The 25,529-nt window shown below is 65.4% G+C and carries 24 protein-coding genes; 7 read left to right on the forward strand and 17 right to left on the reverse strand.

Translation table 11 applies throughout. From position 1 onward, the window contains the following. Position 1: 1 nt before the first annotated feature. The 5 genes from fliG to Q9R14_RS08860 form a co-directional block, all read right to left on the reverse strand. A complete protein-coding gene (gene fliG / locus Q9R14_RS08840) occupies positions 2-1,036 on the reverse strand; it encodes a flagellar motor switch protein FliG (protein WP_039246914.1) in 1,035 nt (344 codons plus the stop codon). Beyond that, complete coding sequence (gene fliF, locus Q9R14_RS08845) at positions 1,036-2,676, reverse strand: flagellar basal-body MS-ring/collar protein FliF (protein ID WP_199060198.1); 1,641 nt, start codon at positions 2,674-2,676, stop codon at positions 1,036-1,038. Before fliF ends, fliG begins: the two co-directional genes overlap by 1 nt. Positions 2,677-2,764: 88 nt before the next feature. Further along, entirely contained in the window at positions 2,765-3,790 is a 1,026-nt protein-coding gene (locus tag Q9R14_RS08850; protein WP_091748320.1) for an alpha/beta fold hydrolase, read from the reverse strand. Between the two features lie 16 nt (positions 3,791-3,806). After that, on the reverse strand, positions 3,807-4,448 hold the full coding sequence (locus Q9R14_RS08855) for a uracil-DNA glycosylase family protein (protein ID WP_306002093.1): 642 nt from the start codon (positions 4,446-4,448) through the stop codon (positions 3,807-3,809). After that, positions 4,438-4,740, reverse strand: coding sequence for a DUF3253 domain-containing protein (locus Q9R14_RS08860; RefSeq protein WP_017504494.1), 303 nt, complete (start codon positions 4,738-4,740; stop codon positions 4,438-4,440). The genes Q9R14_RS08855 and Q9R14_RS08860 overlap by 11 nt, the downstream gene beginning before the upstream one ends. A gap of 47 nt (positions 4,741-4,787) precedes the next feature. On the opposite strand from Q9R14_RS08860, the gene Q9R14_RS08865 reads away from it, so the two are divergent. Then, complete coding sequence (locus tag Q9R14_RS08865; protein WP_306002094.1) at positions 4,788-5,222, forward strand: PaaI family thioesterase; 435 nt, start codon at positions 4,788-4,790, stop codon at positions 5,220-5,222. On the opposite strand, the gene Q9R14_RS08870 is transcribed toward Q9R14_RS08865, so the two are convergent. The 3 genes from Q9R14_RS08870 to Q9R14_RS08880 form a co-directional block, all read right to left on the reverse strand. Then, the gene (locus tag Q9R14_RS08870; protein ID WP_306002095.1) at positions 5,206-5,844 is read right to left on the reverse strand and encodes a YoaK family protein; all 639 of its coding nucleotides are present in this window, start codon (positions 5,842-5,844) and stop codon (positions 5,206-5,208) included. The genes Q9R14_RS08865 and Q9R14_RS08870 overlap by 17 nt on opposite strands. A gap of 16 nt (positions 5,845-5,860) precedes the next feature. Then, positions 5,861-7,135 carry a NupC/NupG family nucleoside CNT transporter gene (locus Q9R14_RS08875; RefSeq protein ID WP_306002096.1) on the reverse strand — a complete coding sequence of 425 codons (1,275 nt, stop codon included), beginning with the start codon at positions 7,133-7,135 and terminating at the stop codon, positions 5,861-5,863. 133 nt (positions 7,136-7,268) lie between these two features. After that, the gene (locus Q9R14_RS08880; RefSeq protein ID WP_045810405.1) at positions 7,269-8,147 is read right to left on the reverse strand and encodes a branched-chain amino acid aminotransferase; all 879 of its coding nucleotides are present in this window, start codon (positions 8,145-8,147) and stop codon (positions 7,269-7,271) included. Between the two features lie 88 nt (positions 8,148-8,235). Between Q9R14_RS08880 and Q9R14_RS08885 the strand changes: the two genes are divergently transcribed. The 3 genes from Q9R14_RS08885 (at position 8,236) to Q9R14_RS08895 (ending at position 10,901) form a co-directional block, all read left to right on the forward strand. After that, entirely contained in the window at positions 8,236-8,967 is a 732-nt protein-coding gene (locus Q9R14_RS08885; protein WP_369814635.1) for a response regulator, read from the forward strand. A 4-nt stretch (positions 8,968-8,971) separates the two neighbouring features. Next, the gene (locus Q9R14_RS08890) at positions 8,972-10,339 is read left to right on the forward strand and encodes an ATP-binding protein (protein WP_306002097.1); all 1,368 of its coding nucleotides are present in this window, start codon (positions 8,972-8,974) and stop codon (positions 10,337-10,339) included. 85 nt (positions 10,340-10,424) lie between these two features. After that, the gene (locus tag Q9R14_RS08895) at positions 10,425-10,901 is read left to right on the forward strand and encodes a hypothetical protein (RefSeq protein WP_306002098.1); all 477 of its coding nucleotides are present in this window, start codon (positions 10,425-10,427) and stop codon (positions 10,899-10,901) included. Here the strand turns inward: Q9R14_RS08895 and Q9R14_RS08900 are convergent. From Q9R14_RS08900 to Q9R14_RS08910, 3 genes are all read right to left on the reverse strand, one after another. Continuing rightward, a complete protein-coding gene (locus Q9R14_RS08900) occupies positions 10,898-11,686 on the reverse strand; it encodes a pyrroline-5-carboxylate reductase (protein WP_306002099.1) in 789 nt (262 codons plus the stop codon). The genes Q9R14_RS08895 and Q9R14_RS08900 overlap by 4 nt on opposite strands. A gap of 17 nt (positions 11,687-11,703) precedes the next feature. Next, on the reverse strand, positions 11,704-12,207 hold the full coding sequence (locus Q9R14_RS08905) for a YbjN domain-containing protein (RefSeq protein WP_017504503.1): 504 nt from the start codon (positions 12,205-12,207) through the stop codon (positions 11,704-11,706). A 73-nt stretch (positions 12,208-12,280) separates the two neighbouring features. Continuing rightward, a complete protein-coding gene (locus Q9R14_RS08910) occupies positions 12,281-12,568 on the reverse strand; it encodes an accessory factor UbiK family protein (RefSeq protein ID WP_306002100.1) in 288 nt (95 codons plus the stop codon). A gap of 173 nt (positions 12,569-12,741) precedes the next feature. Here Q9R14_RS08910 and lgt point away from each other — a divergent pair, with 173 nt between their 5' ends. From lgt to pgeF, 3 genes are read left to right on the forward strand one after another with little or no spacing between them, the layout of a single operon-like run. After that, a complete protein-coding gene (gene lgt / locus Q9R14_RS08915; RefSeq protein WP_306002101.1) occupies positions 12,742-13,617 on the forward strand; it encodes a prolipoprotein diacylglyceryl transferase in 876 nt (291 codons plus the stop codon). Beyond that, positions 13,614-14,699 carry a class I SAM-dependent methyltransferase gene (locus tag Q9R14_RS08920; protein ID WP_306002102.1) on the forward strand — a complete coding sequence of 362 codons (1,086 nt, stop codon included), beginning with the start codon at positions 13,614-13,616 and terminating at the stop codon, positions 14,697-14,699. Before lgt ends, Q9R14_RS08920 begins: the two co-directional genes overlap by 4 nt. Positions 14,700-14,712: 13 nt before the next feature. Further along, positions 14,713-15,483 (forward strand): peptidoglycan editing factor PgeF, encoded by a 771-nt coding sequence (pgeF, locus tag Q9R14_RS08925; protein ID WP_306002103.1) that lies wholly within the window; start codon positions 14,713-14,715, stop codon positions 15,481-15,483. On the opposite strand, the gene lpxC is transcribed toward pgeF, so the two are convergent. From lpxC to Q9R14_RS08955, 6 genes are all read right to left on the reverse strand, one after another. Next, positions 15,480-16,379: a UDP-3-O-acyl-N-acetylglucosamine deacetylase gene (gene lpxC, locus Q9R14_RS08930; protein ID WP_306002104.1), complete on the reverse strand. Its 900-nt coding sequence runs from the start codon at positions 16,377-16,379 to the stop codon at positions 15,480-15,482. The genes pgeF and lpxC overlap by 4 nt on opposite strands. Before the next feature lie 186 nt (positions 16,380-16,565). Continuing rightward, positions 16,566-18,155 (reverse strand): cell division protein FtsZ, encoded by a 1,590-nt coding sequence (ftsZ, locus tag Q9R14_RS08935; RefSeq protein ID WP_306002105.1) that lies wholly within the window; start codon positions 18,153-18,155, stop codon positions 16,566-16,568. Between the two features lie 220 nt (positions 18,156-18,375). Next, entirely contained in the window at positions 18,376-22,218 is a 3,843-nt protein-coding gene (locus Q9R14_RS08940) for a TonB-dependent receptor domain-containing protein (RefSeq protein ID WP_306002106.1), read from the reverse strand. Between the two features lie 144 nt (positions 22,219-22,362). Next, complete coding sequence (gene ftsA / locus Q9R14_RS08945) at positions 22,363-23,697, reverse strand: cell division protein FtsA (protein ID WP_306002107.1); 1,335 nt, start codon at positions 23,695-23,697, stop codon at positions 22,363-22,365. Between the two features lie 13 nt (positions 23,698-23,710). Then, positions 23,711-24,598 (reverse strand): cell division protein FtsQ/DivIB, encoded by an 888-nt coding sequence (locus Q9R14_RS08950; protein ID WP_306002108.1) that lies wholly within the window; start codon positions 24,596-24,598, stop codon positions 23,711-23,713. Beyond that, positions 24,586-25,527, reverse strand: a complete 942-nt coding sequence (locus tag Q9R14_RS08955) for a D-alanine--D-alanine ligase (protein WP_306002109.1) — start codon at positions 25,525-25,527, stop codon at positions 24,586-24,588. The genes Q9R14_RS08950 and Q9R14_RS08955 overlap by 13 nt, the downstream gene beginning before the upstream one ends. Positions 25,528-25,529: the final 2 nt, after the last annotated feature.

Consider the following 25,529-nt stretch of genomic DNA (forward strand, 5'->3'; position numbering starts at 1 on the left):
GTCAGTAGATCAACTCGTCGTCGGCGCCCTGACCGGCCAGCATGATGTCGCCCTTGGCGGCCAGATCCTTGGCGACCTGGACCATGGCCATCTGAGCGGCGTCCACGTCCTTCAGACGTACCGGCCCCATCGACTCCATGTCTTCGCGCATGATCTTGGACGCGCGTTCGGACATGTTGGAGAAGAACATCTCGCGCAGACCTTCGGACGCGCCCTTCATCGCAAGACCCAGTGAATCCTTGTCCACGGCGCGCAGCAGGGTCTGCACCCCGCCCGGGTCCAGCTTAGACAGATCCTCGAAGACGAACATCAGGGCGCGGATGCGTTCGGCCGATTCACGATTGCGCTCTTCCAGAGCCCCGATGAAGCGGGCCTCGGTCTGGCGATCGAAACTGTTGAAGATGTCGGCCATCATTTCGTGGCTGTCGCGCTTGGAGGTCCGCGCCAGGTTCGACATGAACTCGGTGCGCAGCGTCGCCTCGATCTTGTCCAGAATCTCGCGCTGAACGGGCTCCATGCGCAGCATCCGCTGGACGCACTCCAAGGCGAAGTCTTCCGGCAGGCTGGTCAGGACGCGGGCGGCGTGGTCCGAGCGCACCTTGGATAGGATCACGGCGACGGTCTGGGGGTATTCGTTCTTCAGATAGTTGGCGAGAACGGCCTCATTCACATTGCCCAGCTTGTCCCACATGGTGCGACCGGCCGGCCCCCGGATCTCCTCCATCAGGCCATCGACGCGATCCTTGGGCAGGAAGGCGGCCAGCAGCTTTTGCGTCTGCTCGTAGCTCCCCATAACCGAGCCCGAACCGGACAGGCCCGAGACGAACTCGATCATCAGGGCCTCGACGGCCTCGGCGCTGACGTTGCCCAGGGTCGCCATGGCCTGGGAGATTTCCTTGACCTCGTCGTCGTCCAGCCGCTCCCACAGGGCGGTATGCTCTTCGCCCAGCGCCAGCAGGATGACGGCGGCCTTCTCCGGTCCCGACAGCTTGTTGGGATCGTCGATCGAGGCTTTCTTGTTGACCAGCTTCGCCATCAGCCTTCGGCCACCCAGGTCCGCAGGATGCCGGCCGCGTCATCGGGATGCGACTGAACGAAGTCGGCGACCTTCTTGACCGACGACGCCTTCACCTGACCCTCGATGCGGGCGATGTCGATCTTCTGTTCCATCTCGCTGGGCGCCGGCAGCTGAACCAGCTGAGGTTGGCCGTCCGGGCCGATCACCGTGGTCGCCACGGTGGTGACCGGCACGCCGTTGGCGCCCGCCAGCGCCGGCAGATTGGCCCCGCCACCGGCGGCCGTCTTCAGCAGAGGACGCAGCACGAAGAAGATCAGCAGCAGGGCGACGACCGTCAGAATGCCCAGCTCGACGAAACGCATGATGTCGTTCTTGGAGAAGTCCAGCAGCGACGACTTGCCGTCCAGACCACCCTCGATGCCCGTGTCGTGATTGAAGCGGACGTTGATGACCTCGATCTTGTCGCCGCGCGTCTCGTCGATGCCAGCGGCGGCGGCGACCAGCGACTTGATCTGGGCGATCTCCTCGGCCGTGCGGGGCGCATAGGTCGGCTCGCCCTTGCCGTCCTTGGCCGGCGTCCACTTGCCGTCCACCGCGACGGCGACGGCCAGCTTCTTGACCTCGCCCGGCTCCTTGGTCGTGGTCGTGGTGGTCTTGGAGATTTCGTAGTTGGTCGTCTCGGCGTTTTCCGAGTTGGTCGAACCGGCCGGCGTCGCGCCGGGTGCAGCCCCGCCGGGGATGTTGTTCGTCGCGGTCACGCCGCCGTCGGGCTGGGCGCTGTTGTCTGCGGATTGCGAGCCGTTGGTCGTGGTCGAGCGGACGACCTGACCGTCGGGATCGAACTTTTCTTCCTGTGTCGTGGCGCGGCTCTGGTCGATGTCGGCCGTGACCTGGACGCGGGCGGCGCCGGCGCCGACGACGCCTTCGACGATGTCCTTAATGCGCGCTTGAAGCTGGCTCTCGGTATTGCCTTTGGCCTCGGCGGCGGACGCCGAGGTGAAGGTTCCGTCGTCGCTGCCGGCCGCCAGGGTTCGGTTCGTCTGGTCCGCCACGGTGACGCGGTCGGGCTTCAGGTTCGGCACGGACGAGGCCACCAGGTTGCGGATCGCCCGCACCTGATCGCTCGTCAGGTCACGCCCGCCCAGGCCCACCAGAACGGCGGCGGTCGGTTCGCCGGCGGCCGAGGTGAACATCTCGCGGCGCGGCATGGTGATGTGGACGCGGGCGGCCGTGATGCCGCGCATGGACATGATGGTGCGCGACAGTTCGCCCTGCAGGGCGCGCTGTTCGTTCAACTGTTGCTGGAACTCGGTCTGGCCCAGCACCGACTGGCTGTCGAACAGCTCGTAACCAACCGATCCGGACGTGACCAAACCCTTGCCCGCGACCAGCATCCGCGCCGTGCCGACTTCGTCGCGGTTGACCATGATGGTCGAACCGTCGCCCTTGGACGAATACTTGATGCCGGCTTGGTCCAGGGCGGCGCTGATCTCGCTGGCCTCGCGCAGATCCAGGTTGGAATAAAGCAGGGCGTCCGGCGCTTGGCCCATGCGCAGCATGACGGCGACCAGCACGGCGGCCACGCCTGCGGCGACGCCGAGGACCGCAGCCAGACGGCCGATCCCGAACTTCTGCAACGCCGCTGTGAAGCCGCCCACGCGTCCCCGCCCCCTACTCGCGGGAGACACGAACGCCCCGCTAGGCAGAAAATGCCGCCTGGATGGTAAACGTCGCGTTAAGACCCGCTTAAGGGCGCGCCCCGCCCGCCTGAAGCTGCGGCAAAACCGCCGGCGCACCGGACGGCAGGGGGGCTGTCGGATCTCTCAGCCACGAGACCACATCGCGATAGACGATCTCGGCGTCCAGATCGCGGTTCAGCAGATGCCAGCCGTTCGGATACCATGCGGTCCGCAGCGTCCCGCCCTCCCGCTCGGCCCGCTCCAGCGCCAACTTCATCGGCCCCTTCTTCACCACCTCGTCGTGGGCGCCGTACATCAGGATGGCGTCGCCCCGGATGCGGCCCAGGCTGCGCGACGAGGCCTCCATCAGATCGACCAGCCCATAGACCGTGTCGAACCGGGTCGCGAGGATGCTCATCGGATCGCGCCCGTTGCGGATCAACTCCAGCGTATTCGACGAGGCGTGGATGTCGCGGGTGATGAACTCTGGCGGTTCCAGCGCCACGTCGCCCAACGCCCGCGCTGCGATGTTCAGCGCCGTGCTGTTCAATGGTCCTTGCGTCGACCAGCCCCAGACGCCGGGCGCCAGCAGCACGATCCGGTCCGCATCCGGCGGATTGTCGGAGCCGAACGCCGCCGCCGTCACCGACCCTCCCATACTCTCGCCCACCACAGCGATGACGGCATTGGGATAGCGGGCCCGCGCCATCGCGGTGATCTCGCGCAGATCATCGGTCATCCGCTGCTGCCCTGCCCATTCGCCCCGCCCCGGCGCCCCGCCGAAGCCACGCTGGTCGTAGGACCAGGTCTCGATCCCCTGCTCGGCCCACCAGGGGCCGGCCAGACGGAAGCTGGCGTCGTGATCGTTCATCCCATGCAAGGCCACGATCACCGCCCAAGGCGCCCCATCCTTTGGCCCCCAGTGCAGATACGGCAGGCGCGCGCCGTCCGACATGACCAGCGCCCGATCCTCGACATGGGCGCCGACAAAGCCCGGCGGCGGCGTCAACGGCGGCTGAATGTGGGGTGCGGCGCAGGCCGACAGAATGAGCGCGGCGGTCAGCGGCATAAGTCTGGAGGCGATCAAGGCCATGTGTCCCAAGCAGCGCTCACGATACCACCGGCACGTCCTTCTCGCTGGAGCGAACGGCCGCCGGATTTGCAGAAGTCAGAATGCGCCGAACGCGTTCCCGCAGATAGGGAAGCACCTCCGCCTCAAACCACGGATTCTTCTTCAGCCAGGCCGTATTGCGCCAAGACGGATGCGGCAACACCAGCAGATCCGGCGCATACTCCCGCCACGCTCGGACCGTTTCGGTCATGGTCCGCTTGGCCTTATCGCCCAGCGCCCACGCCTGGGCATAGCCGCCGACCAGCAGGGTCAGTTCCATCTGCGGCAGGGCGTCCAGCAACTGCGGTCGCCACAGTTCCGCACAGCGTGTCGGCGGCGGATAGTCGCCGCCTTTCGGCGCGGTGCCCGGATAGCAGAAGGCCTGGGCCGCCACCCCGATGCGCGGGTCGGCGTAGAAGGTCTCATAGTCCACGCCCATCCAGTCACGAAGACGATCGCCTGAGGGATCCGTGAACGGCAGGCCGCTCTCGTGGACGCGTCGTCCCGGCGCCTGGCCGCAGATCAGCAGCCGCGTCTCGGGAAAGACCCGCACTACCGGGCGCGGCGTGTGCGGCAGGACGCCCGCGCAGGCGCGGCAGGCGCGGATGTCGCTCAGGATCTCGTCGAGATCAGTCGTCATCGCCCTCGACGACCGGCGGACGGCGGCTCAGCGCCAGGGCCGTTTCTTCCTCGGTCGCCTGGCGCAGGCGCGTGACGCCGCGGAAATTGTCCGGATCGACCGCCTTGCCCTTCTTGGTGATGGTCAGCTTGCCCTGGCGCATCAGGCCCAAAGCGGTCGCGCGGACCTTGGGCAGCATGCGCTGCCACTGCTCGGGCTGTAGCTCTTTGGCCACTTCCGCGGGCTCAATGCTCTTGCCGGGCTCAAGCGCGGCGATTTTGTTCAGGATTGCGGTTTCGATCGGGTCGCTCATTGCGCCTATATGCTGCAACGCACGCCCATAAGTAAGGCTGAGTCTGCATGCCCAAGAAAATCACCATCACCGAGGGCGAGTTCGCCGGCTGGCAGACCTACGATCTGCACGACACCTTCGACACGGTGGTCGGCCCCTTCTACGGCAAGCCAGATTCCGACGGGCACATGCGCTGCGCCTTCCGCGCCGAGCAGAAGCACATGAATGCAGGCGGGCGGATGCACGGCGGCTGCCTGATGACCTTCGCCGACATCGCCATGTTCCAGATCGCCTATCAGGAGATGGAGGGCGCCTCGGGCGTCACGGTCCAGCTGGACTCCACCTTCATCGACGGCGGCTATGTCGGCGAACTGATCGAAGCCACCGGCCAGGTCACCAAGGCTGGCAAGAGCCTGATCTTCGTGCGGGGTCAGATCAATACCGGCGAGCGTCTGCTGATGACCTTCTCCGGCGTCATCCGCAAGTTCACGCCGCGCGGCTGAAGCGCGCGATCACCGAGAGCGTCACGGCCAGTCCCGCAGCCGGCCATAACGCAGCCAACCCCAGCCGTTGATAGGTCAGAGCCCCTAGGACCGCCCCCACCGTCAATCCGGCCCACAGGGCCAGATAGGGACGATAGGCGGTCCGGTCGCGCCCGGTCGCAGCGGCGGCCAAGGCTTGCCCGAGCTTGACCAGAGTGCCGGTCATATAGGTCAAGCTGACGCCGACCTCTCCATTCCGCAGGAAGACCGAGTTCTCCGCCCCCATTGCCGCGACCATCAGCAGGATCGCCAGCGGCGTCAGACCGAACGCCGCGGCCAAGGCCGCACAGGCCAGCAACAGCCCTTCGAACAATAAAACGCGGCTGCGCGACCGCGCGCCCTCACCCCCGGCGATCAGCGCCCCGAGGAACGATCCAAGCACGAAGACTGCGAGAATGGCGGCCAGATGCGCGACGGCCAGCCAGTGTCCCGAAGCCAGGTTGGCGGCCAGCCGTGTGGAGTTGCCGCTCATGAACGAGACGAAGACGCCGCCAAGCTGCAGGAAGCCCAGACTGTCCACATAGCCCGCAAGACCCGCCAGCAGCAGCGCCAGTCCACGGTCCAGCGGGGCGAGCGCGCGCATCGGATCTATGCCCGCCTCAGAACCCGAACACCGCCGCCGGCATCGCGCCGACGATGGCCGCGGTCATCAGGGTGGCCAGGAAGCCGGCGAAGAGGCCCTTCCAGACCATGCCCAGCACCTCCTCGCGGCGTTCGGGCATCAGGACCGACAGGCCGGTCACGGTGATGCCGACCGAGCCGATATTGGCGAAGCCGCACAGGGCGTAGGTCATCAGCATCCGCGTGCGCTCGGTCATCTCGGCGGCCGGCACCTTGCCCAGGTCGATGAAGGCGACGAACTCGGTCAGTGTCAGTTTGACGCCTAGCAGCCAGCCGGCGACATCGGCGTCCTTCCACTTGACCCCGATCAGCCAAGCGACCGGCGCGAAGATCCAGCCCAGCATCCGCTCGACGGTCAGGGGCGCGTCGAACACCACGAACCCGCCCAGCATGACGTTGACCAGGGCGACCAAGGCCACGAACACGATCAGCACGGCCGAGATGTTCAGCACGACCATCAGGCCGTCCGACGTGCCTTTGACGATGGCGTCGATGGCGCTGTCGTATTTCAGGGCCGAGTCATAGTCGGCGACCGCGCCGCCCATCCCCTCTTTCTCGGGAATGATGATCCGCGCCAACAACACGCCGGCCGGCGCCGAAACGATCGACGCCACCAGCACGTGACCCGCCGCATTCGGCAGCACCGGCGACAGGATCGTCGCATAGGCCACCATGGTCGAACCGGCGACCGTCGCCAGGCCCACCACCATCATCAGGAAGATCTCGGACCGCGTCAGCTTATCCAGATAGGCGCGGATCACGATCGGGCTTTCGATCATGCCCAGGAAGATGTTGGCCGCGACCGCCAGGGCCGACGCGCCGCCCAAACCCATCGTTTTCTGGAACAGAAAGCCGAAGCCCAGCGTGATCCACTTCAGAATCTTCCAGTGCCACAGCAGGGCCGAAAGGGCGGAAATCACCAGGATCAACGGCAGAACCTGGAAGGCGAAGGTGAAAAGCGCGCCCTGGTTCGAGACCGTATAGGGTTGGTCCCCGCCCGCCAGATAGCCGAAGACGAACTTGGTCCCCTCGGTCGTCGCGACCGCCAGACCATCCACCGCGCCTGTCACCGCCGCCAGCACCGCCTGCGAGCCCGGAATGGCGAACAGGGCCAGCACCAGCCCCGCCTGCACCAGGATCGCGCCGATGGTCAGCCGCCAGGGGAAGGCCTTGCGGTTTTCCGAGATCGCCCAGCAGACCGCGACGATGACGACCAGACCCAGAAGGCTCTGGAGGTTCAGGAGGCTGAACATGGAAAACGATCCCCGCACCCGGCGCGCCTGCCGGTCTTTATTCGCTTCAAGGACAAAGTGACGCGGCTGGCAAGCGAAACGAAAAAGGGCGGCCCCTTAAGGGACCGCCCTCATCCTGTCATCGCGCCCCGACTTACAGCTGGCCGCGCACCAGCTTGCCGTAGTGATCCATCAGGTCCAGCGACAGGGCTCCGGGGGTGAAGCGGTATTCGCCCACCTCGGCGACCGGGGTCACCTCGACGGCCGTGCCGGTCAGGAAGCATTCGGTGAAGTCCGACAGCTCTTCCGGCTTGATCTCTCGCACCACGACCTCGATGCCCTTCTCCCGAGCGATTTCGATCACGGTCTGGCGGGTGATGCCGTCCAGAATGTGCTCGACGTTCGGCGTGTGGATGACGCCGTCCTTGACGAAGAAGACGTTGGCGCCGGTCGCCTCGGCGACATAGCCGCGCCAGTCCAGCATCAGGGCGTCGGCGAAACCGCGGCGCTCGGCGGCGTTCTTGGACATGGTGCAGATCATGTACAGACCCGCCGCCTTGGCCGTCGTCGGGGCCGTCGCCGGATCGGGACGACGCCACTTGGACCATTCCAGACGCAGGCCGCGCGCCTTGACCTCGGGGTCGAAATAGCTGGGCCAGTCCCACACGGCGATCGCCAGATGGACCTTGTTGTTCAGGGCCGAAACGCTGGTCTGTTCCGGGCCGAGGTAGGCGACGGGACGCACATAGCAGTCCGTCAGACCGTTCTTGGCGCAGGTTTCCTTACAGAAGGCGTCGATTTCAGCGACGCTGTAGGGTATCTCGAAATCGAGCAGGTTGGCGGACCGCTTCAGGCGCTCGGAATGTTGCGTCAGCTTGAAGATTTCGCCGCCGTACATACGCTCACCCTCAAAGACCGACGAGCCATAGTGAAGGGCATGGGTCAGAACGTGCGTTTTCGCTTCCCTCCAGGGGACGAAATCGCCATTCACCCAGATGAAGCCGTCACGATCGTCGAAAGGAACGAAGGCCATTGAAATACGTCTCCCGCGAAACTGACGGTCTTAGAGCCGCACGAATCGCTCAGGTCAACGCCGCAAGCGGGGGAAACGTCGCATGAGCATGACGGAATCGCGTTCGCATGGCCGCTCAGGCCCCATCGCCGGCCCCGGAGTCGGTCGCCATCTGCTGATTGTCGACGACGACGATCGGATCCGCGAACTGCTGAAGGAATTCCTGGCGCGCGAAGGCTACCGCGTGACGGGCGCCGCGCACGCGGCCGCCGCCAAGCGGATGATGGAGCTGATCGAGTTCGATCTGGTCGTGCTGGACGTCATGATGCCGGGCGAAAGCGGCCTGGACCTGACCAGCTGGGTCCGCAACAAGGCCGAATTGTCCAAGACGCCGGTCCTGCTGCTGACGGCGCGCGGCGATCCCGAGGACCGCATCGAGGGCCTGTCGCGCGGCGCCGACGACTACATGTCCAAGCCCTTCGAACCGCGCGAACTGGTGCTCCGCATCGACGCCATCCTGCGTCGCACCGGCGGCAAGCCCATCGGTCCCAAGGAGATCAAGCTGGGCACCGCCGTCTTCGACATGGAACGGCTGGAGCTGAGCCGTGACGGCGCGCCCCAGCGCCTGACCGAAGCCGAGGCCCAGTTGCTCAAGACCCTGGCGCTCCACGCCCATGCCCCGGTCGAGCGGATGAGCCTGTCGCCCGACACCGCCGACATCACCGGCCGCGCCGTGGACGTCCAGGTCACCCGCTTGCGCCGCAAGCTGGAGGTCGATCCCAAGAACCCGCGCTATCTCCAGACGGTGCGCGGTGTCGGCTATATGCTGGCTCCAGACTGAGCCGATGCGGCTTCTGCCCGCCTATCTGTGGCCGCGATTTCTGAAGCGGCGCCTGCCGACCTCGCTGTGGGGCCGATCGCTGCTGATCATCGTCCTACCGGTGCTGGTGATGCAGATGGCGGTGACCTGGGTGTTCTTCGACGCCCACTGGCAGACGGTGACCGCGCGCCTGTCCGAAGGCCTGGCCGGCGACATCGCCTGGGCCGTCGAAAGCTATGAGGACGACCCCAGCCCGGCGAACCTGGACAAGCTGGCCAATCGCGCCGAACGGTCCATGTCCCTGTCCATCGTGCTTCAGGACGGGCGCACCCTTCCGACGGAAGAACGCCGCGGTGCCATCGGCGTGGTGGACCGTGTGCTGGACAAGGCCCTGGATGCGCGTCTGGACCGCCCCTACTGGTTCGACACCACCCGCTATCCCGCCTACGTCGACATCCAGGTGCAGGAGCCGCAAGGGGTGCTGCGCATCATCGCTCCGCGCGAGCGCGCGGTGGCCACGCAGGCTCACATCTTCGTCCTGTGGCTGGCGGTGGCGACCGTCCTGCTGATGGGGGTCGCCATCCTGTTCATCCGCAATCAGGTCCGCGCCATCGAGCGTCTGGCCGACGCGGCCGAAGCCTTCGGGCGTGGCGAGACCGTGCCCCGGTTCAAGCCGCACGGCGCGCGTGAGGTCCGCGCCGCCGCCGTCGCCTTCATGGCCATGCGAGATCGGATTCAGCGCCACATCGATCAGCGCACCGCCCTGCTCGCCTCGGTCAGCCACGACCTGCGCACGCCCCTGACCCGTCTGCGCCTCGAACTCGCTCTGGCTCCACCGTTCAAGCGCCAGTCGGCCATGCGGGGCGACCTGGACGAGATGGAGCATATGATCGACGAATACCTCGACTTCGCCCGTGGCGAAGCGGGCGAACCGCCGAAGCCTGTCTCGATCTCCGACCTGCTGAAGGCGGCCGGAGAGGATGCGAAACGCGCCGGCGCCGAGGTCGAGGTGGTGGTCGCAGAGGGCCTGACCGCCTCGGTTCGCCCCCTCGCCTTCAAGCGCGCCCTGGTGAACCTTGCCGGCAACGCCGCCTCGCACGGCGAGCACGTGCGGCTGTCGGGCCGCGCCCTGGCGTCAGGCGGGCTAGAGATCATCGTCGAGGACGACGGACCAGGCATTCCCGAAGCCATGTATGACGAGGCCTTCCGGCCCTTCTCGCGCCTGGACGAGTCCCGCAACCAGAACCGTAAGGGCGTCGGTCTGGGCCTGGCCATCGCGCGCGATGTGGCGCGCGGCCATGGCGGCGACGTCACCCTGGATCGCAGCGAACTGGGCGGATTGAAAGCGACGATCCGCATCCCCGGCGCGGTCACCGTCGTCGAGCCCGCCTAAGGCTTTAAAGCTTTCGTCAGCAGGGTCTGGCGAAACGACGCTGCAAGGGTCATCTTGAGGGCGACAGGGCTTGGAGATGATTTCCATGCGTAAACTCGCATTCTTTGCACCGCTGGCCGCGACCCTCGCCGTCGCCGCCATGGCTCAGGCTCAAGCGCCGACGGTGAACGTCACGGTCGGGCCGCAACTTCAGCGCGAGGTCGAAAAGCTCGGCGACCGCGAGGTCAACGAACAGATCGCCGGCCTTCAGGCTGAGGTCGGCAAGGCCTTGGCCCAGCGTTATCCGGGCGCGACTGCCAATCTGGTGCTGGTCGATCTGAAGCCGAACCGGCCGACGTTCGAACAGGTCCGTCAGACGCCTGGCCTCGACCCGATCCGCAGCGTGTCCGTCGGCGGCGCGACGATCAAGGGCGAGATCGTCATGGCGGACGGCGTGACGCGGCCCGTGGACTTTTCTTATTTCACACCCAGCATCAACGACGTCTGGGGCTACAGCGTCTGGCGTGACGCCAACCGCGCGTTCGAGCGCTTCGGCGATCAGATCGAGCGCGGACGCTTCTAGCCCATCTCGCGGTTGCGTCTGACCGCCGCCGCGACCGTCTCGTCCAGCATGGCCGTCAGGCGGCCGTCCTTCGCCATGGCGTCAAGCCCGGCGCGGGTTGAGCCGCCGGGCGAGGCGATGCGCCCGATCAGGGCTTCCAGCGCGTCGTCACCCATGGAGTCGGCTGCGGACCTCAGGGTCGCGCGCGCCAGCACATCCGCCGTCGCCGCATCCAGACCCGCAGCCTCCCCGGCCCGGGCCAGCGCTTCGGTAAAGGCGTAGAAATAGGCCGCGCCCGACCCGGCCACCGCCGTCGCCGCATCCATCAGCGCCTCGTCGGCCAGCACGACCGTCTCGGCCATCGGCTCGAACAACACCCGCCCGACGTCCTCGGCTCGCGGGTCCGCCGACCAGACAGAGGCCACGCCGCGCCCGCGCGACACGCCGGTCGTCGGCATTACCCGTACGATGGGCCAGCCTCCTACGCCTTCCGCTAGGGTCGGCGCCGTCACGCCCGCCATGACCGACAGGATGACGGCTCGGTCATTCAGGAACGGCGCCAGCGGAGCCATCACTTCACGCCACATGGCCGGTTTCACCGTCAACACGATCACCGCCGCCTCGGTCAGGACCTCCAGCGGCGGATTGATCCGCGCACCCTTGGCCCGTGCCGTCTCGGCCGCCGGCTTTTCCGAGGGGGTGAGAATGATCAGGTCGGACGCCGCCACCGTCTCGGTCAGCAGCCAGCCTTCCAGAATGGCGGAGCCCAGCCGGCCGCAGCCGACCAGAACAACGGGACCCGGCACAGATGCCGCGCTTGGCATCAGGCGGTGCCGACGGTCTCGAACAGGCAGGCGTCGATCGCCTCCTGCGGCTTCTTGTTCCCGCGCACCATGAAGTCGAAGGCGGGATAGTAGCGATCCGAAGCCTCGATGGCCGCGTCGATCATCGAGGCTGCCTGGGCCAGGGTCGGGCGCTCGCCCATCGGCAGGGCCAGCGAATGGCGGAAGACGATCTCGCCGTCCTCGGCCCAGACTTCGAAATGACCCATCCAGGTGCGCTGGTTGATCAGGCCGACCAGTTCATAGGCCGCCGTCTTGCGGCTTTTGGCCACCTTCAAATCCAGCGCGCAGCACAGCTGAAGACAGTCGCCCTCGGGACGCCAGGCGAACCACAGCTCATAGTCCTTCCAGTCCCCGGCCAGAGCAAAGGCGAGGTCGCCGTCGTCGGTGCGGTCGAACGGAAGATTCTCGGCCGTGAGCACATGCTCGACGACCTCAAGCGGGTCGAAGGGCACGTCCACTTCCTCGGGCCGGGCGATGTCCATCAAGTGTCTTTCACGCTGCGTCCGCGAGAATCGCGGGCGTTAACAGAACGGTAAGCCTGTTCGCAGATTCGGCTCAACCGGCTGCGTCCCCGGGTTGAGTTCCATCTGTGGACGTTCCCTTCGCGGGCTTTGCAGCCGGCTTTTGGGCGGCCTTCAGCTCTGCGATCTCGGCCCGCAGAACGGCGATCTCGTCCTTCAGAACATCAAACTCGTCGCGACGGACCAGGTCCATTTCGGCGGCGATCCGGTCGGCCTGGGCGCGCCAGGCGGTCTTGGCCTCTTCGCCTGCGGCCTGGGCCAGGCCCATGGCGCCGGTCGTCAGCTTGGCGAACTCGTCCAGAATGGGATTGCGGGTCTGCATGGCGGCTCCGACCTCAACGTCGTTAACGAAGGTTCACCGACTATGGTGAACGAAACCTTTCTTTCTGCTGCTTCGCGGGCGCCATCAAGGCGTCGTGATGCGTCTTCGCAGGCGACGACGGCGGCGACGCTTGCTAAACCGCTGTCAAAGACAGTCCCGCACAGGAACGCCCCTTGCCCTTTCCCGAATTCGATCCGGTCCTGATCCACCTCGGACCGCTTCCGATCCGCTGGTACGCCCTGGCCTATGTCGCCGGCATCGTGCTGGGCTGGTGGTACGCCGCGCGCCTGGCCAAGACCCAGCGGCTGTGGGCGCCCGGCAAGCCGCCTGTCACCACGACGCAACTGGACGACTTGGTGCTGTGGATCGTGCTGGGCATCATCTTGGGCGGCCGCTTGGGCTACGCCCTCTTCTACAAGCCGGCCATGTACGGCCAGCTGTTCACCGGCCAGACGCTGGGCGAGCGGTTTGAACTGTTCCAGCTGTGGACCGGCGGCATGAGCTTCCACGGCGGCTTCCTGGGCGTCTGCCTGGCCATCGTCCTCTATGCCCGGTCGCAGAAGATCGACATGCTGCGCCTCGGCGATCTGGTCGCACCCGTCGTGCCGATCGGCCTGATGTTCGGTCGCCTGGCCAACTTCATCAACGGCGAGCTGTGGGGCCGGGAGACGACCGTCCCCTGGGCCGTGCGCTTCTGCAACGCCCGCATCGAACAGATGTACGGCTTCTGCCCCGCAGGCGATGCGCCGCGCCACCCCAGCCAGCTCTATGAAGCGGGTCTTGAGGGGATCGTCCTCTTCTCCGTCCTGTCCATCGCGATCTGGAAGTTCGGGCTGCTGAAGAAGCCCGGCTATATCACCGGCCTGTTCCTGGTCGGTTATGGCGTCTGCCGTGCGGCGCTGGAGAATGTGCGCGAGCCGGATATCGGCATGCCAGATTTCCCGTTCGGCCTGACCATGGGAATGATGCTGTCGATCCCGATGATCCTGGTCGGCGCCTGGCTGATCTGGCGCGCGTGGAAGCGTCCGCCGGCTGCCGCTAAGGCATGAGCGAGGCCGAAACCCTCAAGGCCCGTCTGGCGCGCGAAATCGCCCTGACCGGCCCGATGACGGTCGCCGACTACGTGACCCGCTGCCTGCACGATCCCAAGGGCGGCTACTATGCGTCGCGTCCGGATTTGGGCGCGCGCGGCGACTTCATCACCGCCCCCCTGGTCAGCCAGATGTTCGGCGAACTGATCGGCCTGTGGGCGGTCGAAACCTGGAACCGGCTGGGCGCGCCCGAGCGGTTCCGCCTGGTCGAGGTCGGGCCCGGCGACGGCACATTGATGAGCGACGCCTTGCGCGCCGCCCGCCTGGTCCCAGGTTTCCTCGAAGCTTGCGACCTGATCCTGATCGAGCCCAGCGCCCCCTTGCGCGATCTTCAGGCCAAGGCCTTGGCCGGCGCCGACCTGTCGCCGCGCTGGGTGCGCGACCTGACGCGGATCGAGACCGACGCCCCCGTCATCCTGATCGCCAACGAAGTGCTCGACTGCATGCCCGCGCGCCAGTTCGTCCGCACCGAAGGCGGCTGGGCCGAGCGGCGCATCGGGGTCACCCACGACAACGATCTGATCTTCGGCCTCACCGCCATCTCCGGCGGCTTCCAGAAGCCGGACTTCGACGTCGCGCCGGGCGGCATCTTGGAGATTTCGGAGCAGCAGGCGATCTTCGGCCGCGACCTGGGCCTGTTGATGAAGGCCGCCTCGGGCGCCGCCCTGCTGATCGACTACGGCCGTGCCCGCCCCGAGGCTGGCGACACGCTCCAGGCCTTGCGTCGTCACCAGAAGGTCAATCCCCTCGCCACGCCCGGCGAAGCCGACCTGACCCAATGGGCCGATTTCCCACTGGTGCTGGAAGCCGCAGTGCGAACCGGCGCCGACGTCACCGGCAGCCTGCCCCAAGGCGATTTCCTGCGCCGGCTGGGCATCGAGGCCCGCGCCGAGGCGCTGAAAGCCGGCCGGCCCGCCGCTTCCGGCGTCATTGCGCGCCAGCTGGATCGGCTGACCGGCGACGACCAGATGGGAACCCTGTTCAAGGCCGCCGCCATCTTCGCCCCCCGATCCCTGGTCGTGCCCGGCTGGGACGCCTGATATAGGTGGGGGCATGAGCGACCTGGCCCCCATCACCCACCCGCTTCTGACCGCCGCCGGCATCGCCCACGGCTTCTTCACCCGTGCGGGCGGCGTCTCGACCGGCATCTATGAAGGATTGAACGCTGGCGTCGGCTCCAAGGACGAACCGGCCGCCGTCGGCGAAAACCGCCGGCGCGTCGCGGCCCATTTCAATGCCGACGCCAATCATCTGAACGGCTGCTACCAGATCCATTCCGCCGTGGCGCGTGTGGCCGAAGGTCCCTGGCATGGCGACCGGCCGGAGGGCGACGCCGTCGTCTCGGCCGAGCCCGGTCTGCTGTGTTCAGTTTTGACCGCCGACTGTGCGCCGATCCTGATGGCCGATCCCGAGACCCGCATCGTCGCCGCCGTTCACGCCGGCTGGAAGGGCGCGCTGGGCGGGGTGGTCCATTCCGCCGTTTCCGCCATGCAGGCCCTGGGCGCCGAGCCTCGGCGGGTGGTCGCTGTCATCGGCCCCTGCATCGCGCCAGCCAGCTATGAGGTCGGCGTCGATTTCGAAGATCGCTTCACCCACCACGATCCTGGCAGCGACCGCTTCTTCCACCCCGGAGAGTCCGACGACAAACGCCAGTTCGACCTGCCCGGCTTTGTCCTGTGGCGGCTGCAGCAGGCGGGGGTCGGCCAGGCCGTCTGGACCGGCCACGACACCTGCGCGGACGCAGAGCGGTTCTATTCGAACCGCCGCGCCTTCCAGCACGGCGAGCCGGACTTCGGTCGATTGATTGCGGTGATCGGGGCTTAGCCCGCGCGCGCCAGCTCCGGCACGCGGGTCACTTCACGCCAGGCGTGCGGGGCGGCCAATAGGGCGCGGACCAGCTTGTTGTTCAGGGCGTGACCAGCCTTGTAGCCTTCGTAGCGACCCAGCAGCGGCGCGCCCAGCACATACAGGTCGCCGATGGCGTCCAGCGCCTTGTGACGGACGAACTCGCGTTCCATGCGCAGGTCGCCGGGATTCAAAATCTCGTCGCCGTCGATGACTACGGCGTTCTCCAGCGAGCCGCCCCGCGCCAGACCCGCCTTGCGCAACGCCTCGACCTCATGGGCGAAACCGAAGGTGCGGCAGGCCATGATCTCCTTGCGGAAGGTCGGTTCGTCCACGACGAAGTCGATCACTTGATTGCCGATCACGGCCGACGGGAAGTCGATCTCGAACCGCATCTCGTAGCGGTCGCACGGCATCAGGGCCGCATGCTTGTCGCCCTCGACGACATGAACCGTTTCCAGGATCTCGATGTAGCGCTGCGGCGTCGGCTGCGGTCGGAAACCGGCCCGGTCCAGCAGCTTCACGAACTCCAGCGCCGAACCGTCCAGGATCGGCAGCTCCGGTCCGTCGACCTCGACCACGGCGTTCGACACGCCCAGCGCGGCGAAGGCGGCCATCAGATGCTCGATCGTCGAAAGGCGAACGCACGCGCCGTTCTCGATCATGGTGTTCAGGCGCGCGTCAACGACCGCCTCGCCCGACACCGGAATGCGGTTGTCGCGGTCGGTGATGTCGGTGCGCACGAAGACGATGCCCGTGCCCGACGGCGCAGGCCGAACCGCCAGCCGCACCCGGCGGCCGGTGTGCACCCCGACCCCGGCGATGATGGCCGGGGCGACGATGGTGCGTTCGTGATGGTCGCTTCTGACCGACAAACCTGAACTCGCTCTTTCCTTTGCGCGCCGCACGCCGTGCGGATTGCGCCCTGGGTTTCATCTAGCGGTCATGCCGCAAGCGCGAAATCAAAGTCCGGTTTCGGATTGTTTCGGTCTGAGACACATCCGAGAACGAGAAACGCCCCGGAGGCGGGCTCCGGGGCGTTTCATCGTCATTTGGGACGTTTAGTTGGCCAGACGGCGGAGAAAGGATGGGATTTCCAGGTCGTCATCGGCCTGTCCCGCCTCCGGTTCTGGATGTTGGACCGGTTGAGCCGAAGAGCGCGCCTGATGCGACGATTGCGGCGCATAGGACATGTCGTGCTGAGGCTGGGTGCGCTTGCCGCGACCAAACAGGCTCCAGCCGCTGCGGCGGTGGTCACGGTCGTCGTAACCGTCGTCGGCTTGGGGTTGCTGGGCCGCAGGCGCGGCGCGCTCATAGAGATCGCCTTGCGGCGCGACGCGCGGAGCCGGGGCGCGGGTTTCATATTCCTCGACCCAGGGATCGACGATGGGGTCCAGAGTGCGCGGCTGCGGCTCGGCGACGCGGATCACCGGCTCGGGGCGCGGCGGTTCCGGTTCGCGAGCGGCAGGGGCCTGAAAGGTCGGCACGACCGGCGCCGGCTCGATACGGGGCTCGGGCGCGCGCGGGGCTTCTGCACGGACCGGCTCGCGATAGGTGTCGCGGGTCGGTTCCGGGGCGCGCGAGGCTTGCGTGCCATACAGACCGCCAGCCGAGCGGCGCGCATCATGGCTGGCCAGCGGCGCGCTGGCGGCCGGCGGGGCGATGGGTTCGATGCGACGCACCTCGCCCTCGTCCATTCCGGTCGCCACGACCGAGACGCGGATCTTGCCATCCAGGGCCGGGTCGAAGGCCGCGCCGAAGATGATGTTGGCGTCGCCGTCCACTTCCGCGCTGATGGCGTTGGCGGCTTCGTCGACTTCCAGCAGGGTCATGTCCAGACCGCCGGTGATGTTCACCAGCACGGCCTTGGCGCCCTTCAGGCTGGTCTCGTCCAGCAGCGGGTTGGCGATGGCGTTCTGGGCCGCCAGCAGCGCGCGATCGTCGCCCGTGGCCTCGCCCGTGCCCATCATCGCCTTGCCCATCTCGGACATGACGGCGCGCACGTCGGCGAAGTCCAGGTTGATCAGGCCGGGCAGGATCATCAGATCGGTGATCGAGCGCACGCCCGAGTGCAGGACCTGATCGGCCATGCCGAAGGCGTCGGCGAAGGTCGTGCGCTCATTGGCGACGCGGAACAGGTTCTGGTTCGGGATGACGATCAGGGTGTCGACATAGCGTTGCAGCTCAGCGACGCCGGCGTCGGCCAGACGCATGCGGTGACGCCCTTCGAAGGTGAAGGGCTTGGTCACGACGCCGACGGTCAGGATGCCGCGGTCACGCGCGCATTTGGCGATGACCGGCGCCGCGCCAGTGCCGGTGCCGCCGCCCATGCCGCAGGTGATGAAGACCATGTGCGCACCTTCCAGGTGCTGATGGATTTCGTCAGCGGACTCCTCGGCGGCGTTCATGCCGACTTCGGGGTGGGCGCCGGCGCCCAGACCCTGGGTGATGGTCTCGCCCAGTTGGATGCGGCGATCGGTCTTGGCGAAGCTGAGGTGCTGCGCGTCGGTGTTGGCCACGACGAACTCGACCCCTTCAAGGCCGGCGTCGATCATGTTGTTCACGGCGTTGCCGCCAGCGCCGCCGACGCCGAACACGACGATGCGGGGCTTCAGTTCAGTGTGTTGCGGCTTGACCAATGAGAGCGACATTTTCTGTTTCCGACCTGCTGACCCGCCCCTTCAAACCAACCGACCGCCCCGCCGAATCGCTTTGGTTATGAGCGCGTTAAGGATTGCGCCCATGAAGGTTAAGAGAAGGTTACGGCGATAATGTGAGTCGGACCGAAGAACACCCCAAACCTGCGACATCTCGCAAAACATAAGAGGCGCCCCAGGGGGCGCCTCCAGTTGGAATCAACTGCGGTTCTGATCAGAACTTGTAGATCAGCTGCCCCATGATCGTACGACCCAGGCTTTGCGGCGAGCCGGCAATCTCATACTGAACCGATGGGTAGATCGTGTCGAACACGTTATCAACTGTCAGCTGCACGCGTGCCGCTTCCGTAACGTCATAGGCAGCGGTCGCGGAGTGGATCCAATACGAGCGATAGAAGCGCACCGTTGCCTGATCCACCGTGGGGAACAGCGTACCGTTACCAGCATAAACCTTGGTGGTGTCCTGCCAATTTCCGGTCCAACTCAGTCTGACAGGTCCACGCGAGTAGTTGGCCCCCAACTGAACTTCCCAATCAGGGCGTGCTGTCGTGCCCTGAGTGTAGGTGGTGTTGTCGCCAAACGCACCGTCGGGCGAGCTCTGATACTTGATCAGGTGATAGGCCGACGCTCTCAACCCCATGCGACCAAAGTCAGAAGCGCCGTCGCCGAAGAGTTCGCTGACATTGAAGCCGTATGCTGCATTCAGGTTCAGAGCTTGAACGCGGATGCCGCCTTGGTTCCAGAAACCAGAGATCGAACCATTGGTGATCGCGAACTGGTTGTCACGTATGACGTAAGGGCAAAGATCAAGGCCGGTCTGGGGCTGAGTGTTGGGATAGGTAGAACTGTCGACGCAGAACTGATTGGCCGTCGTTGCAAACAGGTTTGAGATCAGACCCTTGACGGTGATTTTGATGTAATCAGCAGACAAGCTCAAGCCTGGGATGAAGCGTGGTTGCGCCACGATGCCCCAAGTGTAGCTATTGGCGACTTCGGGTTTCAGTCCAGGTTCGCCTGCGACGATGGTCTGGAACGTGGGCACGCTGGAAGAGAAGGTCGACAGGAAGTTACGGATGCGAGCCGTATTTTCCGCATCGGTCAGCGTCGGGTCGATCACGCCGCTCTGATAAGTGTTTGAGACGGGATTCAGCTGACGAACCAACGTTTCGCAGTTTGCACGACGCGTGGCCGGGCTTGGGCCCGAGTCAATATTTGTCGAGCCGCACGCATCGACACCGTTGCTCAGGAACGCCGGTTGGCTGCCCAAGAATAGATCGACGATACCCGGCTGTCGAACCGACCGAGAGATGTTGCCCCGGAAAGTCAGGTCGCGAACAGGTGAGTAGGTGGCGGCAATGGAATAGATGTCTTGATAGTCGCCGTCATACTTCGGCTCCACCAAGGTGCCATTGGCGTTCCGGAAGGCAGCAGCCGACCCCGTCTGCTTAACCCAGCGCCATGCCGGGTTGATCGTCAGATTGTAGAGGAACGGCAGGTTTTGGTCTGGAGAGAAGACGGGGATGTTCAACTCCACGCCGTACTCTTCCGTCTTGATCTCGGCGTCGGTCAAAGCGGTCGGAGCAGAACGCGACCGGCCCAGTTGTCCGAGTTGGTCGCCGCCATAGACCAAAGACTCTTTGCGATTTTCAGCGTTCACGGCGAAGCTCAGCCAGCCCGCCGGAAGCTTGAACAACTCGCCGCCGAACACTGCCGACCAATATTCTTGGCGCGCTTCATTGGTGATGAAGGTGTCTGCAAGAATATAGTCACGCGCAGCTTGCGAAGAACGCCCCACCCCAAACAGGTTCAACGGTTGGCAACCATCGATCTGAGCCTGCGTGACGACCGGCTGGTAGTTCTGATCTTGAGGCACGTCTCCAACGACGGGCACGGCAGGATTGGCGTTGACCGCATACGGTACACGGACCACGTTGTTGGTCAGACCGGGAGGGCTAGTACCGAGAACTCCCGCACCCAGAGCCGTCTGGCTACGGCAGCGGATTGTACCGCCATCATTGACGGCATCAATCGCGAGCAAGAACTCAACGTCCTTGATGAATTTAGTTTCGTAACGGAAGTCGGACCCACCATAGGAATAAGCCACTTCCCAGTTGAAGTTCCGGCCGTGGGTGAAGAAGTCGCCACGGACGCCGTTGACGGAGCGGAAGGTCTCAGACTTGCTTCGCGCCTCGTTGTTTCCGCCAAAGATATCATAGAAGTCGGTCGACAAGGCGAAGGTCGAGGTGATGCCGCGCGCCGCCAAATCCGCTCTGTTCTGTGTCGTCAGGAACGGGTTGTTGACGCTCGCGATAATGCCCCCGTTTTCAATCCCAGCGGATCCGACGCTGTTGAATGAGCTCTGTGGGTTGATCTCGTTCACGCTACGGATGTCCGAGTAGAGGTTCTCAGTGAAGAATGAGATGTTGTCCGTGATGTCGAAACGAGCATTCACATTGAAGATGGAACGCTCTTGCTCGAAACGCTGAATATTACGGTCAGCCGCGTTGAACAGATCGCTAGACGATCCTGGAGCGCTGCCGAAGCTGCCGGGCGAGTTCGAACTCAAATCGCCGACGGAGAACTGAACAACGTTGCCGTTCGAGTCGAAACGTAGCGGTTGCGCGACGATCGGCAGCAACGGGTTGCCACTCGCGATGCCCGGGTAGCCTTGAATGAAGGATCCAATGAACAGGTTGGGGTCGAGGTTCGGGTTGGCCTGGAAGTATTCGCGAGCGGTGGGCAGCCGGCTTTGCAGCGTGTCCAGAGCCAGACGATTGAGCTCTGCGGTAGTAGCCCCGGCGGGAGGCGTCACGCCGTATGTGGCGAACACGCGTGCAGCCGTTACACCTGTCGGCAAGGCCGAAGGCGCAAAGTTACAAATGCGCGGATTGGCGGCAGCAGCGGTGGCGGCCTGCGCAGCGGAGAATGCCCCGGCGTTGCAGAGGTTAGGTTGGCTAGGGAAGAACTGGCCCGAATAATAGGCCGCAGCGTCCAGAGACCCTAGAGATACGTTGCTGTTGAACGTTCCACCTGCGGTGGGACTTTCATACACCTGCATGGTCGCACCGGATTGTAGCGTACGCGCTGGGTTGGCGCGGAAGATAGTTCCACCCGGCAATGCGGTGTGCGAGCGGAAGCTATTAACGAACACACCGGGAGGCAACCCGTCAGCGTTGGCAGCCAAAATCGGACCAAGCACAGTGGTTGGCCTAACACCCAGTACGTAATCGGGATTACGTACTGCGAACGGGTTGGTGAAGGTCGTGGAATTGCGCGCTAGGAAATCGAAGTCCTTTGCGTAGAGCGCTTCCGATTTATTGAGGTCCGCAGCAAACGTAATGTTCAGTCGATTGTTGAGGAAGTTGCGCCCCGCCGTCAAACCGAACTGATAGGTTTCGCCCTGACCATCCTCATATCCACGAACCGAAGCACGCGTTTCGAGGCCATCAAAATCGTCACGCAGAATATAGTTCACAACACCAGCAACGGCATCAGAGCCGTAAGCCGCAGCGCCACCGACCGTCAACACATCCACCCGATCGATCAGCGATGCAGGGATCGTGCTGGCATCAACTTGGTTACCCGGCTCGTTCCCGGCCACGAAAATTGTGCCGCCGTTATTCGACACCATACGCCTGCCGTTGACTAAGGTCAGCGTACGCGCTGAGCCGATGTCTAGCAGATCAACATACTGAGCGCCGAAGTTCGCCGGCTGCACCGTGCCGGTGGAAATCGACGAGACTGGAGGTCCAACTAGCGGGATATCGTTCAGAATACTGATGGCATTAGTGAAGCCGCGCTCTTCGATTTGAGCGCGGTCGACCTGTGCGCCTGGCACGGTGCCTTCATACTGAGGGCGACGAATGCGCGACCCGGTAACAACGACCTCATCCAGCGTCTGCGCCTCAGCTTCGTCTTCCGCTTCGGCTTGGGTAGAACTGGAACGCTGCGCAGGCGTAGGCTGCTGAGCGGGCGACGTCTGAGCCCAAGCTGGCGCTGACGCGACGAGAAGGCCCGCTAAAACCGTCGTTCCAAATAGATAATGCCGCTTGATCATTTCTGCCCCTGCGTGTCGCGCAAATCGCGATAGTTTGATGAACTTTCTGTCACCTAACCACAAAGCTGAGGCAAGCGCTTTGTGTCTCAATCAGGGCGAAACAAGGCCGAAGTGGCACTCAAACAACACTGTTGCTTAAACTTGCTACAGATTGTCGCGGAGCCAGCCAGCTACCCGTCCCACCACGTTCCCGCGATGAATGCGAGGCGCATCCGCCGCTGTGATTTGCCGCGCCATTAGCTTGCGGGCTGACACCGCCTCGCGCGGGCCGTAGGCGGCGCGGAGGAGGACGCCGGCGGTAGCGCAGAAGGCGGGGCCGGAGGCGGCGTCGGCCAAATGTGGCGCCCGTTGGGGTTTTCCGAGGCGGACAGGACGGTCGAAGACTCGCACGGCCAGCTCGCGCACGCCGTTCAGTTGGCTGGCGCCGCCGGTCAGAACGAGGCCCGCGCCGGGCTCCAGGCCCACGCCCGCGTTTTTCAGCCGATCACGGAGCAGTTCGAGGGTTTCCTCGACGCGGGGGGCGATGACGGTCTTCAGCATGGCGCGCGGGACGATGACCGGGCCGGCCGAGGCGTCCTCGCCGCGCGGAGGGGCCTCCAGCATTTCGCGGTCCTCGTTGGCGCTGGCCATGGCCGAGCCGTGCAGGGTCTTGAGCCGTTCGGCGCCGGCCTTGGACGTCGACAGGCCGCGCGCGATATCGGAGGTGACGTGGTCGCCGCCGACGTTCAGGCTTTCGATATGCAGCAAGGATCGGCCGCCCCAGACCGCGGCGCTGGTCGAGCCGCCGCCCATATCGATGCAGACGGCGCCCAGGTCCATCTCGTCTTCTTCCAGCGCGGCCAGGGACGAGACGACGGGTGCGGCGGCGACGCCTTGCAGGTCGAGGTGCGCCAACTCCAGGCAGTGGCTCAGGGTCGTGAACACGTTCTCGGCCATCGAGACCACCAACAGATCAAGCCCCAGCGAGCCGCCCCGCATCGAACGCGGATCATGCACGCCCCGCGCGCCGTCGACCGACCAGGCGATGGGCAGGACGTGGATCGGGCGACGGTTGGGCAGGCGGATCTGGGCCAGAGCCATGCCGATGGCGCGCGCCAGATCGGCGTCGCCGACCGGATTGGCGCCAAGCGAGACGCGGGCCTGCACCCGGTGGCTGGCCATTTGGCCGATAGCCGTGGTGACGACGACGCCGGAAACCGGGCTCTGGGCGGCGCGCTCGGCGCGTTCGACGGCGTGACCGATGGCCTGGGCGGCCTCATCCATGTTGATGATCGCCCCGCCCTTGACGCCCTTGGACTGGACGTGGCTGGCGCCCGCGACGCGGATGGTGCGGTCTGCGTGACGCACGCCGTCCGGCTTCATGATGAAGCACGAGACCTTGGACTGGCCGATGTCCAGCGCAGCGACCACGGGCGCACGACCGGCGCGAGGATCAATGCCCCGACCGTGATCATTCGCCGCGCCGCGTTGCTTGGTCATGTCTCTATGGTCCTTAGGCGTCGCCGGCGGGTCGCACGGCGACCTCGTCGGGGGTTCTGAGATCGACGCGGGCGAAGCCCAGGTCGAGCAGGCGTTCGCGCTGGTCTAGCGCATCGAGGCGGATCAAAGCCGCCTCCTGTTCGGTGGCGGGAAGCTGGATCAGGCTGCCGTCTTTGAGACGCAGATCCCAGCGGCGCTCATCCACGCGCACCAAGGCGTCCACCATCCCCATCAGTCGAGGGCGCTGGGCCAGCAGAGGCAGGATTTCGCCCGCCGCCACGTCGGCGCCTCTGCCTACGACGAGCGGCAAGGTTGGATAACGACGCGCGTCGGCGCCGTCGATGACGTGGCCCCGGTTGTCGATGACCTTGATCTGACCAGCCTCCTGCCAGACGGCGAGGCGGTCGTGTTCCTTGACCTCGACGATCAGGGTGTCGGGCAACAGGCGCACCACGCGCGCCTCCTTGACCCAACCCACGCCCTGAACCCGTGTGCGGATGGCGTCCAGATTCAGGCTGGTGATCGGCTGACCGGAATACAGGCCCAGCACGCGCTGGATCGCCGGCTCAGCCTCCGGCGAGGCGCCGGTGATGTGCACCCGCTTCAGCGTCAGGCCCATACCGGCCGTCACACTGTCCAGGCCATGCGAAACCGAGGCGCCGATCCGCTCCGCGCGAGCGCCCGTGGCCAGAACCCCGACCAGCAGCAGCGCGCCGGCGCCCAGGGCGATCACGGCGGTGCGTGGCGAAATATCGACACGGCCGATGGCGGCCATCTTGCCGGGAACGGCGGACGCGTTCTGGGCCCCGCCGCGCGACCGTCCTCCGCCCTTGGAAGCCGAACCGCGCTGTGGAGCCTGATTAGAACCCTGTCGCCGGCCGCCGCGAACTACCGCGGGCATGAGGCGTCCTCCACCATCCACCGAACCAGATCGTCATAGCTCATCCCGGTATGGGCGGCCTGCTCGGGCGCGAGCGAAGTCGGGGTCATGCCGGGCTGGGTATTGACCTCCAACAGGACCAGATCGTCCTTAACATCATCATAACGGAAGTCGGATCGCGACACGCCGCGGCACCCCATGGCGACGTGCGCCGCCTCGGCCTGACGAAGCGCCTTGTCGAACACGTGCGGCGGCAAGACCGCGGGCAGGACGTGCACCGAACCGCCCGGCGCATATTTGGCCTCGTAGTCATAGAAGCCCTTGGTCGGGGTGATGTCGGTGACCGTCAGGGCGCGCGGTCCGGCCGGTTCGCCCAGCACGGTGACGCACAGCTCCTTGCCGGCGATATAGGGCTCGACGACGACCTGCTTGCCGTAAGCCCAGCCCGGCTCCCCCACTTCGGAAACCGGACGGTTGGCGCCTTCGCGCACCAGGAAGACGCCGACCGACGAGCCCTCGGCATTCGGCTTGACCACATAGGGCGGGTCGATGACGTGGCGGCTGGCGACTTCGTGACGATCGTAGAGACCACCGCCCGGCACCTTAATGCCGGCCGCCCGCAGCACGGCCTTGGACTTGTCCTTGTCCATCGCCAGGGCAGAGGCCAGCACGCCGGAATGCGTGTAGGGAATCCGCAGGGTCTCCAGCACGCCCTGAACACAGCCGTCCTCGCCCCAAGCTCCGTGCAAGCAATTCAGCACCACGTCCGGCTTGATCAGGCCGGACAGCATATTGGCCAGATCCCTCCCGGCATCCACGCGGCTGACGCGCACGCCCTGCCGCTCCAGCGCCTGCGCGCACTGCTCGCCCGACGAGAGGGACACCTCCCGCTCTGCGGAAAGGCCGCCCATCAGAACGGCGACATGAAGAGAAGAGAAGGGGCGGGTCATCG

Origin of the sequence: Brevundimonas sp. C43 (assembly GCF_030732185.1) — a bacterium.
GTDB lineage: Bacteria > Pseudomonadota > Alphaproteobacteria > Caulobacterales > Caulobacteraceae > Brevundimonas > Brevundimonas diminuta_C.